Genomic DNA, 15,345 nt, shown 5'->3' with positions numbered 1-15,345 from the left:
AGCCCCATCGCGCCGAGAGTACTGCGGGGTCAGCCCGTGGGAGGCCAGGGCGCCGCTGACCGGTGGACGGCACCGAGCCGTACGCTTGAACTGAGAAGGGGGAGGCCTCGCGGCCTCCCCCTTTTTTCGTTGTATACACGTTGTGCTTTGGGACCTAGCTCCCCCGTATGCGCTCTTACTCTTTGGCTGTATTTTGAGTCCTTCTAGTGTATTTGAGCGATAATTACTCGCATTGGCGTTAGGGAGGGCTTGATGTTTACCGTATTTGTCTTGGGCAATATTGCTTCGGGTAAGTCGACAGCCTGCCGCTATTTCGAATCTCGTGGCGCTATGCTTATCGATCTGGATGAGCTTGCAAAATCTCTGTATGTGCCGGGCTCTGATATCGTCAATACTCTCGCGGATGAATTCGGTTGGGACATTTTGGATGAGGAAGGCGGCATTCGCCGCAGCATCCTCGCTTCTCGAGCTTTCGCTTCTCCTGATTCGGTCGCACGGCTCAATGGCATTGTGCATCCCGTTCTCATTGAACAGCTTTCGCTTAGGATTCTCGATCCGGTTTGTTGTACTGTTTCATCTCCCCGTTATCCCTTTGCGGTGGTCGAGGTTTCTGCTCCGACTGGTTTTGAGGATGCATTTGGCTTGGCTGATGAAATTCTGGTCATTAGCGCCCCTTTGTCAGTTCGTCGCGATCGCGCTATTCAACGTGGCATGGAGCCATCTGATTTCGATGCCCGTTCTGCTTGCCAGCCCGATGAATCTGCGCTGTGCAATCTCGCTACAACGGTGATTGATAACGCCGCAGGCGATAACTCACTCTTTGAGCAGCTTGACTCATGGCTTGCATGCCATGGGTTTATAGATACTGCGGATATGGAGGATGCCGATGCCTAAGACACGTTTCTTTGCGTGGTATCGCCTTGTACCGCTGGCTGCCGTTTTTGCCTTCGGCCTTATCTCATTCGTTTACTCGTGTGCTCCTGCCGCTTTCTTTAAGCCGCTGTATCCGATCGACTACGAGGCGTATGTAAAGCAATCCAGTATTTCGCATAATCTGGATCCGTATCTGGTGTGCGCTGTCATTAAGTCGGAATCGAATTGGGATCCCGAGGCCGAGTCGAATCAGGGTGCTCAGGGATTGATGCAGCTGATGCCCGAGACTGCCCAGGATATGATTGCCAAGGGCCTTGTCGACGGTGGGGAGTATTCGGCCGGCAACCTTTACGATCCGGCTACGAATATCGAATTTGGCTGCGCATACCTCTCGTATCTTCTAACCTATTTCAACGGGTCGACGGATAGCGCCGTTGCCGCCTATAACGCCGGTATGGGCAATGTCGACGGATGGGCGCAGCAGAACACGTCACTCCATAATGCGATTACCTTCCCTGAAACTCAGGCTTATCTGATTCGCGTCAATAATGCCTGGGTTCGATATAAGACTCTCTATCTCGATCGGTTCGTATAGGACTAAGCCCACCGCCTGCGTATACTGCAGATGTACGAGTTAGGAGTATCCATGGCGGAATTTGAAGTAGAACGCGTTGGTGGTGAACTTAAGCGCTTTGGCGTTGAGGGCGCTGATGTGCCGTTTAAGGTCGTGTCTCCATACGAGCCCGCTGGTTCCCAGCCTAAGGCCATTGAGTCACTTGTGCGGGGCGTGAGGGACGGAGACCGCTATCAGGTTTTGCTGGGTGTGACTGGTTCGGGCAAGACCTTCACGATGGCAAAGACTATTGAGGCCCTGGGAAAGCCGACGCTGGTCATGGCCCCCAATAAAACGCTCGCTGCTCAGCTTGCGAGCGAGCTCAAAGAGTTCTTTCCCAACAACGCTGTGGTCTACTTCGTCTCGTACTACGACTACTATCAGCCCGAGGCGTATGTGCCGCAAAGCGATACATATATCGAGAAAGACTCCTCGATTAACGAAGAGGTCGAGATGCTGCGCCATCAGGCGACCGCGTCACTGCTCTCTCGACGTGATGTGATCGTTGTCGCATCGGTCTCGTGTATCTATGGCATTGGCTCTCCTGAGGACTATGCGGGTCTGGCTCCAAACGTCGACAAGAAGGTGCCGCTCGAGCGCGATGACTTTATCCATGCGCTTATCGATATTCAGTACGATCGCAATGACTATGACCTGGCACGTGGCACCTTCCGCGTGCGCGGCGATGTCGTCGACGTATATCCGCCCTATGCCGAGCATCCGTTGCGGTTTGAGTTCTTTGGCGACGAGGTCGAGCTGATTGCCGAGATCGACGAGGTCACCGGTGAGATGCTGCGTGAGTACGAGGCCATTCCCGTGTGGCCGGCCTCGCACTACGTGACTGAGAAGCCTAAGGTCAAAGCGGCTCTGAAATCAATCAGCGAAGAGTGCGAGAAGCGTGTGGCCGAGCTCAAGGCGACTGATAAGCTGCTCGAGGCACAGCGCCTGCAGCAGCGCACCGACTATGATCTCGAGATGCTCGAGACCATGGGTTTTTGCAACGGTATCGAGAACTACTCGCGTCATCTGGACGGTCGAAAACCGGGCGAGCCGCCGTTTACCCTGATCGATTACTTTCCTAAGGACATGCTCTGTATCATCGACGAGAGTCATGTAACGGTGCCGCAGATCCGCGGCATGCACGAAGGCGACCGCTCGCGTAAGGTGACGCTGGTGGAGCATGGTTTTCGTCTGCCTTCGGCACTCGATAACCGCCCGCTTCGCTTCGATGAGTTTGAGGCGAGGATTCCCCAGTTCATCTATGTTTCGGCCACGCCGGGCGACTATGAGCTGCGGGTTAGCCAGAACGACGTTGAGCAGATTATTCGTCCGACCGGCCTGCTCGACCCCAAGATCGATGTGCGTCCGGTTCGTGGGCAGATTGACGATCTTGAGGACGAGATTCGCGAGCGCGTTGCCCGCAAGGAGCGCGTGCTGGTGACCACGCTCACCAAGCGCATGGCCGAGGACTTGACCGACCATCTGCTTGATGCTGGCATTAAGGTCAATTACATGCACTCTGATACGGCGACAATGGACCGTGTCGAGATCCTGCGAACGCTGCGCGAGGGAAAGATCGATGTTCTCGTTGGCATTAACCTGCTTCGCGAGGGTCTAGACCTTCCCGAGGTCTCGCTGGTGGCAATTCTCGACGCCGACAAGGAAGGCTTCTTGCGCAACCGCCGTTCGTTGATTCAGACGATTGGCCGTGCGGCCCGCAATGCCGACGGCGAGGTCATCATGTATGCAGACGTTGTGACCGATTCGATGAAAGAAGCCATCGAGGAGACGCAGCGCCGTCGCGAGATTCAGATGGCATATAACGAAGAACATGGCATTGTGCCCAAGACAGTGCGCAAGGCCATCAACGACATCTCAAGTTTTATTGCCGAGGCCGAAAAAACTGTGGGCTCCAAGGGACGCTCGAAGGGCGACTCTCTTGGCCATGGCGCATTCTATACGCCCGATGAGTCGGGCGAGGGCGGTGTGCCGGAAACGGTGGCGCCCGAGCAGACACTTGCGGAGCAGTTGGAAGAACTGCCGCATGACGAGCTTGTGCGGATCGTCGAAACCATGGAAGAGGATATGCGTAACGCTTCTGCCGCTATGGACTTTGAGGAGGCGGCGCGCCTGCGCGATGCTGTCGTTCAGATTCGGGCGATGCTCGAGGGTGCGTCTGAGGACGAGACGATCGAGCGCTTACGCTCGCAGGCCCGCAAGGGTTCCACGTTCGCATCGGGCAGAAAACGCCAGGGTGCACGGTTTAAGAAATAGCGAACAGGCCCCGAGTTCCCTGTGGAGCTCGGGGCCTATGTCTTTTGCGCGCTGGAATTTGTGCGTTAGAGGTCTGCGAACAGGGCTTCAGCACAACGGATGCCGTCGGTGGCCGCACTCATGATGCCGCCGGCATATCCAGCTCCTTCACCACAAGGGTAGAGGCCCGGGGTCGACACGGCATGGCACGTTCGGTCTCGGGTGACAGTGACCGGTGAGCTCGAACGAGTCTCCACGCCGGTAAGAACGGCATCGGGACGGCTGTAGCCTCGTAGCTTTTTTCCGAGTAGGGGAAGTCCCAGGCGGAGCGACTCGACGATATGCTGCGGGAGGGCATCGTCGATCGCCGTCCAGGTCACGCCAAGTGGATAGGTTGGTTTTACCTTTCCGGGTGCCGTGCTGGCGCGTCCTGCGAGGAAATCTCCGACGAGTTGTGCCGGTGCGTTCCAGTTGGAACCGCCCAGGCGATAGGCGGCCGCCTCGCAGGCACGCTGGAGCTCGATGCCGGCGAGCGGGTCATCGTTGGGAAGGTCCTCAGGCGTGACGTTAACGAGCAGGGCGGCATTTGCGTTGCGTCCGTCGCGGGCATTGAGACTGGCCCCGTTGACGCACAGATGGCACGGTTCTGAAGAGGCGGCAACAACCTGTCCGCCGGGGCACATGCAAAACGAGAACACGCTGCGGCCGTTGGGAAGATGGGCAACAAGTTTGTAGGGGGCCGCCCCGAGCGCTGGATGTCCCGCCGAGGCTCCATATTGGGCTCTGTCGATGTCGCGTTGCGGATGCTCGATGCGAACGCCCATGGCAAAGGTCTTTTGTGCGAGGGCCACGTTGTGGTCCTTAAGGAGCTCAAAAATATCGCGAGCAGAATGCCCGCAGGCGAGGATGAGGTGCTTTGTCTCGATTGGCTCGTAAGCGGCGTCTTGGGACGATTGGACATCAATACCGGTGATAGCGCCAGACGCGTCGATGCGAATGTCGACGAGCTTCGTTCGATAACGGACGACACCTCCGAGCTGCTCGATGCGCTGGGATATAGCGGTGACAACCTTGGGAAGGATGTCGGAGCCAATGTGCGGCTTGGCATCCCACAGAATATCGCGGGACGCACCCGCCTCGACGAAGGTTTCGAGGATAAGGCGATGGGCGGGATTTTTTGTTCCCGTATTGAGCTTGCCGTCCGAGAAGGTCCCCGCGCCGCCCAGACCAAACTGAATATTGCTCTCGGGGTCGAGGATGCGCTCCTTTAGAAAGAGGTCGATCGCCTGCGAGCGGCGAAATGCCGGGTCGCCGCGCTCGATAAGCAAGGGCTTAAGACCTGCTTTGGCGAGCGTGAGCGCAGCGAAAAGGCCGGCGCATCCGGCGCCGACAACGACAGGGCGTTCTTGAGGAGCGTCGGAGACGGGGGAGGGGAATGAAGGCTCATCGTCTTCTATCGCGCGTACGCGCGAGCGGTCACGCTCGGCAACGCTGTCGACCGCTTCTCGCTCGAGGTGGGGACTAGTCAGCTCAACACGAAAGCTCAGGATAAAATGGACGTCTCGTTTTTTGCGAGCGTCGATTGACTTGCGGTGGAGTTCGATGGACTTGATCTCGGAGTCCTTGCAACGTAGGATGCGCTTGGCGACTCGCTTGCCAACAATGAGGCAGGTATTTTCATCGCCGGCTTCATCGAGCGACGCGTTGACTTGGGTGATTTCGATCATCGAGGTCTCCTTAGAGGCAAGAAAGAGGCCGTCCGGTATCCCAGACGGCCCGAATGCGTTTTTGATTATAGACTGCGCGGCTACAAGCTGCTTGCAGCGCGAATGCCCGAGAGCCAGGCCCACGCAAGGTTAAAGCCTCCGCAATCGGCGTCGATGTCGAGCGCTTCGCCGCAGACGTAAAGCGGGGCGTCGACAACGCAGCGCGCGCGTAGACTGGGTGTTGAGATGCTCTCGACAGATACACCACCACGCGTGACCTGCGCCGAGCGCTCCTCGGCTGTACCCTCGACGAGCAACTTAAAGTGCTTGAGGATCGAGACCAGGTGGATGACATCGTTGGAGCCTGGATGGCACTGCTCAAACGCTGTGCAGACGACGCAGGAGAGTTGCGGGGCGAGCATGCCGTCGAGCCAACGGGGATCGCGGGGCGAAAAGCCGCCGAGCAGCTTAACGCGCTGGTTAAGCATATCGAGCAGCTCGTCTTTAGAGAGGTCGGGGAAAACGTCGAGCAGGATCGTATCGCCGCGCTGGATACGACGGGAGAGGTTGAAGACAGCGACGCCCGAGATGCCGAAGGTTCGAAACAGCACTTCACCGTCTTCGTGCCAGAGCTCACTATGGTTACGGGCGAGCGTCAAGCGGGCGCGGACGCGCAGACCATCCAACGTCTTGAGTGCCGCCCGATCGCCAGCGACCGTTGCCGATACGGGGCAGAGGATGGGGTGCAGCGAAGTGAGGGGGAGGCGAAACGTATCGGCGATACCGGTGGGGTTGCCGCCCGTGGCGATAATTACGGCATGTGCCTGCAGGGCCTCGTTCTTGCGAGGGACATCGGCGAGCGCTTTCCGAAGCGAGCGGAGCTCAGATTTTCGGTCGTCGTGCTTTTTTGCCTTGAGCGCCCGCGCTGGACGGTCTATTTGGAGTGCCCAGCCTTCGGAAGCTTTGTACGCCGAGGCAACGTTGGCTCCGCGGATTAAGGTGATACCTAGGCGGTTGCAAACGTTGAGAAGCGCGTCGCGCACCGATTCGGCGCGAAGGGAGCGCGGGTACAGCCGGCCTTCCTCGGAGGTTGTCATGATGCCCAGCGAGGAGAAGAAACCCATAAGCTCTTGTTCGGGTTGGGGGCCCATGACGGATTCGACGAATGCGGGGTGGTTATACCGCTGAGAATCAATCGATTCGTTGGAGAGGTTGCAGCGGCCGTTACCGGTCGCAAGGAGCTTAAGGCCGCAGGCGACATCGCGCTCAACGATGCAGACGCTTTTGCCAGCACGTGCGGCCGTAATGGCGGCGGCGAGGCCTGAAGCCCCGCCGCCGATTACCAGGACGTCATAGAAGGCGCTCGTGTTCACTTAGGCCTCGTCGGTCTCGTGCGGGGTAATAGCCTCGACGGCAGAGACTGCCTTGGGCAACATGCCATCGGGCAGCGCGGTCTCGACCTCGCCCTTATCGCAGGCCTCGGCGAGTGACGGATTGATGGGAAGCGTGCCCAAGATGTCGAGGTTATAGCGCTCTGCGACCTCGGGGAGCTTGCTCTTGCCAAAGACCTCGATCTTCTTGCCGCAGTCGGGGCACTCAATATAGCTCATGTTCTCGACAATGCCCAGAATGGGGACGTTCATCTTCTCGGCCATGTTGACCGCCTTGGCGACGATCATCGAGACCAGATCCTGCGGGCTCGTGACGATGACGATGCCGTCGACGGGCAGCGACTGGAAGACGGTGAGCGCGACGTCGCCTGTTCCCGGAGGCATGTCGACCAGCAGGTAGTCGATGGGGCCCCACGAGGTCTCGCTCCAGAACTGCCTAATGGCACCTGCGATGACCGGACCGCGCCAAAGGACGGGGTCGGTCTCGTTTTGGAGCAGCAGGTTGGAGCTCATGACCTTGACACCGTGCTCGGAGATTTCGGGCAGCATAAGGTTGCCAAGGGCATGGACGTGGCGTCCGCTCATACCAAACATCTTGGGGATAGAGGGACCGGTGATGTCGGCATCGAGGACGCCGACCTTGTGACCGTGACGGGCAAGCTCGGTGGCGATGGCGCCGGTGACAAACGACTTGCCGACACCGCCCTTGCCGGAAAGCACGGCGATGACGCGCTTGACCTCGGACAGCGTGTTCTCCTCAAATTGCGACGGTGACGTTTGTCCGCCGGCGGCCTGTGCGTGCTCGCAACCCATGTATGACTCCTTTGTATATGTTGGGGCCGGGGCCCCGCGATGTGACACGAGCGTCATTGTACCCTCGTTTGCGAGCGGGAGTCATTTGCGATGCATTTGGGCCGAGCGTGCTTGCAATACGATGGGCCCAAGCGAATGGGCGGGCTTACTGAACTTTGCTGGCGAACTCGAGGTATTGCATGCGCTGCAGCTTGTCGATCGTCGAGGCGTATGGGCTGTCTTCAGATTCCAAGTCGTAGCGCAGCCCGTCGGCACCAAGGTAGCCGGCGGCATTGATGGTGGGCACATCTGACCTTGTTGCAAGCAGAGCCTTTTGATAGTCGGTGAGCGGGGCGCCGATCTTATTAAGGGTAATGGCTGCAATCTCGTTTGCCCCGACGGTGTCGTAGACGTTGAGCTCGGTATTTCCGGCGATTTCATAGTTGGCCCAGACGAAATAGGTCGACTGATAGATACGGAAAGCGTGGCTTGCCGTATCTTCCTGAGGGTACAGCTCGTCGTTGAGAGTCGTTGCGGCGCTCGGCTGATGGTCGCCAAAAAAGACAAGAACAACCGGTCTGCCGATATTGCGGAGCTCGTTGATAAAGTACTCGAGGTCCCGGTCGGATGCGTTGATGCAGGTGAGATAGGTGTTGAGCGCGCTATTGGCGCCCTCGCTGGCTCCCTCGACCCAATAGTTTGTCAGCTCTTCGGCGGGAACGGTGCCATAGTCGTAGCCGCCGTGATTTTGCATCGTGACGTCAAAGATGAACTGCGGTGCTTCGTCGGTTCTAAGCAGGTCGAGTATCTTGTCGTAGGTGGCGTAGTCGCATACGCCGGCATGGTAACAGGGCGCACCTTCGAAATCGCCGATTGAAAGAAAGTCTCCAAAGCCCAGCTGCTGATAGATTTTATCTCGATGGTAGTTGACGGGGTTTTGCGGGTGCATAGCGGTAGCGGTATACCCAAGCTCCTTAAGGTCCTTTGCCAGGCTGTTGACGCCATTCATCTGATACAGCTGATAGGGGATCTTGCCTAATCCGACAAAGGCCGTTGTCGCTCCGGTCAAAAATTCGAATTCGGAGTTTGCCGTTCCGCCACCGGCGACCGAAGCGAGCATGGTGCCGCGAACAAGTGTGTCGGGAAGCGAGTTGTAGAATGCGGGGCCGGTGTACCCGGCCGCCTGGAGCTGCTCAAAGCACGAAAGGTCGCTAAAACTCTCGTTCATGACGGCAACAATCGTCGGCTTGATTTCATTGAACTGGGCAACGGCCGCCGCGCGCTGCTCGCTCGAGCCATACGTGCTGTCGTAGGTGGCGGCGAGCTCCTGCTCGATGCTCTGCGCCTCATCGGGCGTATAGTCTTCGGGCTTCTCAATGGGCAACTCGTTGACCATTTCGGTGAACGAAGTGATAAAACCCTGAGACGCATACGTGGTGATGGGCTGCCAACGGTCAAATCCAAAATTCAGCGCCTGCTCCAAGTCGATGCTGGAAAAGCCCGAGAGCCCCACAACGGTCACTAGCAGAAAAGCGCAGAGGTTAGCGGCGATTGCGGGGAAGACATGGGTGGGCGTACGGAGCTTTCTCGGTCGGATAAGCGAAAGAAGCCCCAGGGAAATCTCCAGCAGGGCTAGAGAGGTTACGATTCCGGCGGTAAAGGTAAACTCGTATCCCTCGCTCACTTCCATTGCGGTGCCAAGGGCCAAGATATCGCTTGGCAGGATGGCCTCGCCTTTAAACGTTATGACGAAGTGCTCGGCAATGCCAAGGATGCAACAGGCGACGGGCACGAGGGCCATGACGCCTCCATGACGCTGTCCCAGCAAATAAAGGGAGAGCAGAACCGTCACGAGCAGCCCGACGGAAAAACCAAATGAGTTTGCTGGAATGCGATAGAACGTGTCGTTGCAGGCGATTTCGAGCGAAACGAACGAGAGCACCGAAACCGCGGCGATGACGAGAACGTCGCGACAGGTGCAAGCAATCGTTCCCGTTGCGAAATCGGATTGGTCGATGAATCTCGATACCAAGGGCTCGACAAGGAGCATGACGGCAGCGGCACCGAGCGCTGAATAGGAAAGGATCCATAGGGAACTGTCCTCGTTTACAAGCACTTGATTCGTAATCCAGGCAGCCACCACACCGAGCGGAATGAGGAGCGTCGCGCACCAAAAGACGCGGGCAATGGGCGGCTTTTCATTGTGTTTGATTGAAAAATATACGCGCACCACGACGATGGCCACGATAAGGACGGCGATGAATATGGGTAGATTGGCCATGTCGCTCGAAGTGATTTCAAGGGGGATATCTTCGGTCATGGACGTTCCTCTGTTACGGCAAATTAAGTTCAGTATTAGATTACTGTAATCTTTCCACGGCATTTCGAGAAACAAAGCGCCCGATACGCAAAGCTAAAGGTCTGCGAATCTTGTATTACGAACATCTGTGCGCGTCGAGTGCGCTAAACTCATCGACAGTATGATTCGATGCAATAGGAGGCAAGGAGCTTCCATGTCTGATTCTTCTATCGTTATTCGCGGCGCTCGTGAGCACAACCTCCGTGATATCGATGTTTCCATTCCGCGTGACCAACTCGTGGTCATTACCGGTCTTTCTGGCTCGGGCAAGAGTTCGCTGGCATTTGACACTATCTATGCCGAGGGCCAGCGTCGATACGTCGAGAGCCTTTCGAGCTATGCGCGCCAGTTCTTGGGCCAGATGGACAAACCCGACCTGGATTCAATCGACGGCCTTTCGCCGGCGGTGTCGATCGACCAAAAGACGACGTCTAAAAACCCTCGCTCGACGGTTGGCACCGTAACCGAGATTTATGACTATCTGCGCCTGCTGTTCGCCCGTGTGGGCACCCCGCACTGTCCCGAATGCGGCCGCGTCATTGAGCGTCAGACGACCGACCAGGTTGCCGACAAAGTCTTGGCGGCGGGGGAGGGTCGCCGCGCGTTTGTGCTGGCACCGGTGGTGCGCGGGCGAAAAGGCGAGTACACCAAACTGTTTGAGGACCTTCGCGCCGAGGGCTTTAGCCGCGTGCGTGTCGACGGCGAAGTGTGCTCGCTCGATGATCCGATCGACCTGGACAAGAAGTTCAAACACGACATTGAGGTCGTGGTTGACCGTATCGTGATCCGTGAGAATTCTCTGGGCCGTATCGCTGAGTCTGTTGAGCAGGCGACCGCGCTGGCTCACGGCAATGTAAACGTGTACATGCTGCCCGATCGTGATGCTCCTGAGGGGACCGAGGGCGAGCTGCTGGAGTATTCGTTGGCCTTGGCGTGCCCGGAGCATGGACACTCCATTGACGATCTTCAGCCGCGTGATTTTTCGTTCAACGCTCCCTATGGCGCATGTCCTGAGTGCGACGGCCTGGGCTTTAAGAAAACCGTTGATGCCGAGGCGCTGATCGAGGACCCCTCGAAGTCCATTGCCGACGGAGTCTTTGGTAGCCTGTTTGGCAATTCGAACTACTATCCGCAGATTTTTGCTGCGGTCTGCAAACACTTTAAGGTGAGCACCGATACGCCGTGGGAGGACTTGCCCCCTCGCGTGCGTCGTGCATTCTTGGATGGCCTGGGCGATACGAAGATCTCGGTCGACTACCAAAAGCTCGACGGACGTCGCAGCCAGTGGGATACCAAGTTTTCGGGCGTTCGCAACATCCTGTACGAACGCTATACCGAGACGACGAACGAGAACACCAAGGCGCGCTTGGAGAAGTACATTCGCGAGGAACCGTGCTCGAGCTGCCACGGCGCTCGTTTGCGCCCTGAGATGCTCGCCGTCACCGTGGGCGGCAAGTCCATTTACGAGGTTTGTTGCCTGTCGTGCCGTGAGTCGCTCGAGTTTTTTGAGGGCCTGGAGCTCACCGAGCGCCAACAGTTTATCGGCGGGCGCATCGTCAAGGAAATCCTGGAGCGCTTGCGTTTTCTGGTCGATGTTGGACTCGACTATCTGACGCTCGATCGTGCCTCGGCGACGCTTTCTGGTGGCGAGGCGCAGCGTATTCGCCTGGCAACGCAGATCGGCGCGGGTCTCATGGGCGTGCTCTATATTCTGGACGAGCCCTCGATCGGTCTTCATCAGCGTGACAACGAGCGCTTGATCAAGACGCTCGAGCGCCTGCGCGATATCGGCAATACCGTTATCGTCGTCGAACACGACGAGGATACAATCCGTGCCGCCGATTACGTGATCGACATGGGGCCCGGCGCCGGCGTCAACGGCGGACACGTAGTCGCGGCGGGAACGCCTGCCGATATCATGGCGTGTTCTGAGTCGATGACGGGCGCTTATCTGACCGGTAAACGAATGATCCGGGTGCCTGATGAACGGCGCAAGCCCGGTCGCGGCTGCCTTAAAATTACGGGCGCTCGAGCCAACAACCTCAAAAACGTTACTGCCAAGATCGAGTTTGGTACGCTTACGGTTGTTACCGGCGTGTCGGGATCGGGCAAGAGCTCCCTGGTTACCGATACCATTGCGCCTGCCCTTACGAATGCCATTCACCGTTCGACGCGCCCTGTGGGTCCGTATAAGAAAATCGAGGGCATCGAGTGTATCGATAAGGTTATCGATATCGACCAGTCGCCGATTGGCCGCACGCCGCGTTCCAACCCTGCTACCTATATCGGCCTGTGGGATGATCTTCGCGCGCTGTTTGCGAGTACGCCGGAGTCGAAGGCGCGCGGCTACTCGCCGGGTCGTTTCTCCTTTAATGTGAGTGGCGGGCGCTGTGAGGCGTGCAAGGGCGACGGACAGATCAAGATCGAGATGCACTTCCTTCCCGATATCTACGTTCCCTGCGAAGTTTGCGGCGGTAAACGCTACAACCGCGAGACACTCGAGGTCACCTACCGTGGCAAGACCATCTCGGACGTACTTGACATGAGCGTGGCCGAGGCACTGGCCTTCTTTGGGAATATCCCGCAGATCAAGCGAAAGCTCCAGACGCTGTACGATGTAGGCTTGGGCTACGTGAGCCTGGGCCAGCCCGCCACGACGCTTTCGGGCGGCGAGGCGCAGCGTGTGAAACTCGCCAAGGAGCTTCATCGACGCCAGACGGGCAAGACGTTCTATATTTTGGACGAACCGACGACCGGCCTTCATTTTGAGGACGTCCGCCAGCTGCTCGATGTGCTGCAGCGCTTGGTCGATGCGGGCAACACGGTGCTGGTGATTGAGCACAACCTTGATGTCATCAAGGTTGCCGACCGCCTGATCGATATGGGTCCCGAGGGCGGTAACGGCGGCGGAACCGTCGTGGTTTCGGGCACACCGGAGCAGGTTGCGGACTGTCCGCAGAGTTATACGGGCAAGTTTTTGGCGCCGTTGCTCAGGCGTGACCGGGAGCGTCAGGCTCAACTTGATGCTCAATAAATAGGCGATTCAGTTTATGGGCGCCATCGACTCCTTGTGATTCGATGGCGCTTGCTGTGTCGAAGTGACGTATGCAGTCGAATTGGACATATACTTAATCCTTGCGTCCGAATGCGAGGGAAAGGATATGTCATGGCAAAGGCTGTAAAGACGCCAAAAACCAATGCGATGCGCGAGCTGGAAAGCGCCGGCATTTCCTATGTTCTACATACGTACGAAGACGATGGTGATGAGTCGGTGGGCCTGGGGGTCGCGATTTCGGAGCAGCTTGGCGAGGAGCCCGGTCAAGGATTTAAGACTTTGGTCTGCGTGACACCGTCCAACGACTATGTCGTGTGCTGCATCCCTGTTGCCGACGAGCTCGATCTAAAGTCTGCCGCGCGTGCCGCGGGGGAGAAGTCCTTGGCCATGATGCATGTGAAGGATTTGCTTGCGGCGACTGGCTACGTTCGCGGCGGCTGCAGCCCGGTCGGTATGAAAAAACGCTACCGGACGCTCATTGATGAGACATGCGTCCTTTGGGATACCATTTTTATTTCGGGAGGCAAGCGTGGTTATCAGCTCGAGCTTGCACCCGATGATTTAATTGCATTTTGCGGGGCGACGGTTGCCGCGATTACGAGAGAGGACTGAGCGATGCCGCAGGAAGAATTGAAGTGCGGAGCTCATTTTGCAAAAGAATCTGCGCCTCAGACGCCCTCATCCGAAGCTTCTTCGTCGCGAGATGACACTGACGACATGGGCTCGTCGGACTACTCCACGGTTGGTCGTTCCGCCGGGCTTATGACCATCCTGACCATCGTGTCTCGCGTTACCGGTTTTATCCGAACGTGGGCGATGGCGGCCGCTATTGGCATGTCGCTACTCTCGTCCTCCTATCAGGTCGCCAACAACCTGCCCAATATGCTCTACGAACTCGTGATGGGCGGCATGCTCGTGACGGCGTTTTTGCCCGTGTACATGGGCGTGAGGCGTGAGCAGGGTCGCGAGGCCTCGAACGAGTACGTGGGCAACCTGCTCGGCATTCTGCTTTTGGTGCTGGGTGGCATTTCGTTGCTGGGGACCGTGTTCGCCCCGGGCTTTATCTGGACGCAATCGTTCCTTTCGGGTGACGGCGGCAGCATGGATACCGCTGCGTTCATGTTCCGTTTCTTTGCCATCCAGATTCTGTTTTATGGTTTGGGCTCGGTGTTCTCGGGCGTTCTCAACGCACACCGCGACTACTTCTGGTCGACGTTTGCCCCGGTCCTCAACAATGTGATCGTCATTGCGAGCTTTATGGGTTTTGCGCCCGTGTCCGCACAGTTTGGCGAACGCGCCGGCATCATCTTGATTGCGGCCGGTACGACCCTCGGTGTCTTTGTTCAGATGGCATGTCAGATCCCTGCGCTCGGCAAGCACGGCGTGCATCCCCATATCCATATCGACTTTAAGGACCCCGCGCTGCGCCAGACGATTGCGCTCGGTATCCCGACGCTGCTCGCCACGGTGTGCATGTTTGTCTCGACTTCTATCACCAACGCTGCCGCGCTGGTGGTCCAGCCCGAGACTGGCCCTTCCGTCATCGCCTATGCGCGCCTGTGGTACACGCTACCCTACGCGCTGATTGCCGCCTCGCTTTCGACGGCGCTTTATACCGAGCTCTCTCACGACGCACAGGAGAAGGATTACGACAGCGTTCGCACGGGCATTTCGCGTGGCGTCGCCCAGATGCTGTTCTTCCTGATTCCGTTCGCGCTGTACCTGATTGTCTTCGCGCGTCCGCTCAACATGATCTACTGTGCTGGCAAGTTCGATGAATCCGGCGTGACGCTGGTGTCCGAGTACCTTGTCTACCTGGCGCTCTCGCTGCCGCTCTACGGCGTGGTCGTGTTGATGCAGAAGAGCTTCTCTGCCTTGCTCGACATGAAGCCCTATAGCCGCTATTGCCTGTATTCCGCCATCGGCCAGGCCGGCTCGGTTCTACTGTTTGGCGTTGTGCTGGGCTTCGGTATGCCGGCAATCGCGCTTTCGTATGTCGTCGACTACGTGATCTTGGTCGGCTGTTCGCTGTGGTGGCTGCGTCGTCGCCTGCGTGGTCTTCAGGTCAAATCTATCCTGCATGGCGGTTTCTTTGGCCTTTTGCTCGGTAGCCTGGGTGCTGCCGCAGGCGCCGGCGTCATGTGGGCGCTTGAACACTTTGTCGGGGCACTTGGCGGCTCGATTCTGATTACTCTTGGCTACGTTTGCGTTGCGGGTGTCGTCTCGCTTGCTGTTACCTTTGGCCTTGCCGTCGTCCTTAAGATGCCCGAGGTCTCGGCGCTGCTTCGTCGCAAGTAGGTGCG

At 57.7% G+C, this 15,345-nt stretch carries 10 protein-coding genes; 6 read left to right on the top strand and 4 right to left on the bottom strand.

Translation table 11 applies throughout. The annotated features are described in order from the left end of the window. Positions 1 to 252: 252 nt before the first annotated feature. Genes coaE through uvrB form a run of 3 tightly spaced genes read left to right on the top strand, consistent with a single transcriptional unit; the run spans position 253 to position 3,760 of the window. Positions 253 to 894: a dephospho-CoA kinase gene (gene coaE, locus AAAX59_RS06600; protein ID WP_349071196.1), complete on the top strand. Its 642-nt coding sequence runs from the start codon at positions 253 to 255 to the stop codon at positions 892 to 894. Beyond that, positions 887 to 1,468 carry a lytic transglycosylase domain-containing protein gene (locus AAAX59_RS06595; RefSeq protein WP_349071195.1) on the top strand — a complete coding sequence of 194 codons (582 nt, stop codon included), beginning with the start codon at positions 887 to 889 and terminating at the stop codon, positions 1,466 to 1,468. The genes coaE and AAAX59_RS06595 overlap by 8 nt, the downstream gene beginning before the upstream one ends. 51 nt (positions 1,469 to 1,519) lie before the next feature. Then, on the top strand, positions 1,520 to 3,760 hold the full coding sequence (gene uvrB, locus AAAX59_RS06590; RefSeq protein ID WP_117746698.1) for an excinuclease ABC subunit UvrB: 2,241 nt from the start codon (positions 1,520 to 1,522) through the stop codon (positions 3,758 to 3,760). Between the two features lie 65 nt (positions 3,761 to 3,825). On the opposite strand, the gene AAAX59_RS06585 is transcribed toward uvrB, so the two are convergent. The 4 genes from AAAX59_RS06585 to AAAX59_RS06570 all read right to left on the bottom strand — a co-directional run bounded on the left by AAAX59_RS06585 (position 3,826) and on the right by AAAX59_RS06570 (position 9,948). Next, complete coding sequence (locus AAAX59_RS06585) at positions 3,826 to 5,466, bottom strand: FAD-dependent protein (protein ID WP_349071193.1); 1,641 nt, start codon at positions 5,464 to 5,466, stop codon at positions 3,826 to 3,828. An 80-nt stretch (positions 5,467 to 5,546) separates the two neighbouring features. Beyond that, entirely contained in the window at positions 5,547 to 6,818 is a 1,272-nt protein-coding gene (locus AAAX59_RS06580) for an NAD(P)/FAD-dependent oxidoreductase (protein ID WP_349071191.1), read from the bottom strand. Beyond that, complete coding sequence (locus AAAX59_RS06575) at positions 6,819 to 7,649, bottom strand: Mrp/NBP35 family ATP-binding protein (protein ID WP_055310500.1); 831 nt, start codon at positions 7,647 to 7,649, stop codon at positions 6,819 to 6,821. Positions 7,650 to 7,794: 145 nt separating this feature from the next. Further along, complete coding sequence (locus AAAX59_RS06570; protein WP_349071189.1) at positions 7,795 to 9,948, bottom strand: LTA synthase family protein; 2,154 nt, start codon at positions 9,946 to 9,948, stop codon at positions 7,795 to 7,797. 193 nt (positions 9,949 to 10,141) lie between these two features. On the opposite strand from AAAX59_RS06570, the gene uvrA reads away from it, so the two are divergent. The 3 genes from uvrA (at position 10,142) to murJ (ending at position 15,340) form a co-directional block, all read left to right on the top strand. Further along, entirely contained in the window at positions 10,142 to 13,021 is a 2,880-nt protein-coding gene (gene uvrA, locus AAAX59_RS06565; protein ID WP_349071187.1) for an excinuclease ABC subunit UvrA, read from the top strand. Between the two features lie 132 nt (positions 13,022 to 13,153). Next, complete coding sequence (ybaK, locus tag AAAX59_RS06560; protein ID WP_006236166.1) at positions 13,154 to 13,654, top strand: Cys-tRNA(Pro) deacylase; 501 nt, start codon at positions 13,154 to 13,156, stop codon at positions 13,652 to 13,654. 3 nt (positions 13,655 to 13,657) lie between these two features. After that, entirely contained in the window at positions 13,658 to 15,340 is a 1,683-nt protein-coding gene (gene murJ / locus AAAX59_RS06555) for a murein biosynthesis integral membrane protein MurJ (protein ID WP_349071185.1), read from the top strand. The last annotated feature ends 5 nt before the right edge of the window (positions 15,341 to 15,345 follow it).

The sequence above is a fragment of the Collinsella sp. CLA-ER-H2 genome (assembly GCF_040092405.1).
GTDB lineage: Bacteria > Actinomycetota > Coriobacteriia > Coriobacteriales > Coriobacteriaceae > Collinsella.
The sequence above is the reverse complement of the archived record's forward strand: the minus strand, read 5'-3'. Positions and strand labels throughout refer to the sequence as shown.

Excerpts from the sequence above, each read along its gene's own strand:
- uvrB (WP_117746698.1), top strand. The coding sequence starts at position 1,520 with ATGGCGGAATTTGAAGTAGAACGCGTTGGTGGTGAACTTAAGCGCTTT.
- coaE (WP_349071196.1), top strand. The coding sequence starts at position 253 with ATGTTTACCGTATTTGTCTTGGGCAATATTGCTTCGGGTAAGTCGACA.
- AAAX59_RS06595 (WP_349071195.1), top strand. The coding sequence starts at position 887 with ATGCCTAAGACACGTTTCTTTGCGTGGTATCGCCTTGTACCGCTGGCT.
- AAAX59_RS06585 (WP_349071193.1), bottom strand. The coding sequence starts at position 5,466 with ATGATCGAAATCACCCAAGTCAACGCGTCGCTCGATGAAGCCGGCGAT.
- murJ (WP_349071185.1), top strand. The coding sequence starts at position 13,658 with ATGCCGCAGGAAGAATTGAAGTGCGGAGCTCATTTTGCAAAAGAATCT.
- ybaK (WP_006236166.1), top strand. The coding sequence starts at position 13,154 with ATGGCAAAGGCTGTAAAGACGCCAAAAACCAATGCGATGCGCGAGCTG.
- AAAX59_RS06570 (WP_349071189.1), bottom strand. The coding sequence starts at position 9,948 with ATGACCGAAGATATCCCCCTTGAAATCACTTCGAGCGACATGGCCAAT.
- AAAX59_RS06575 (WP_055310500.1), bottom strand. The coding sequence starts at position 7,649 with ATGGGTTGCGAGCACGCACAGGCCGCCGGCGGACAAACGTCACCGTCG.
- uvrA (WP_349071187.1), top strand. The coding sequence starts at position 10,142 with ATGTCTGATTCTTCTATCGTTATTCGCGGCGCTCGTGAGCACAACCTC.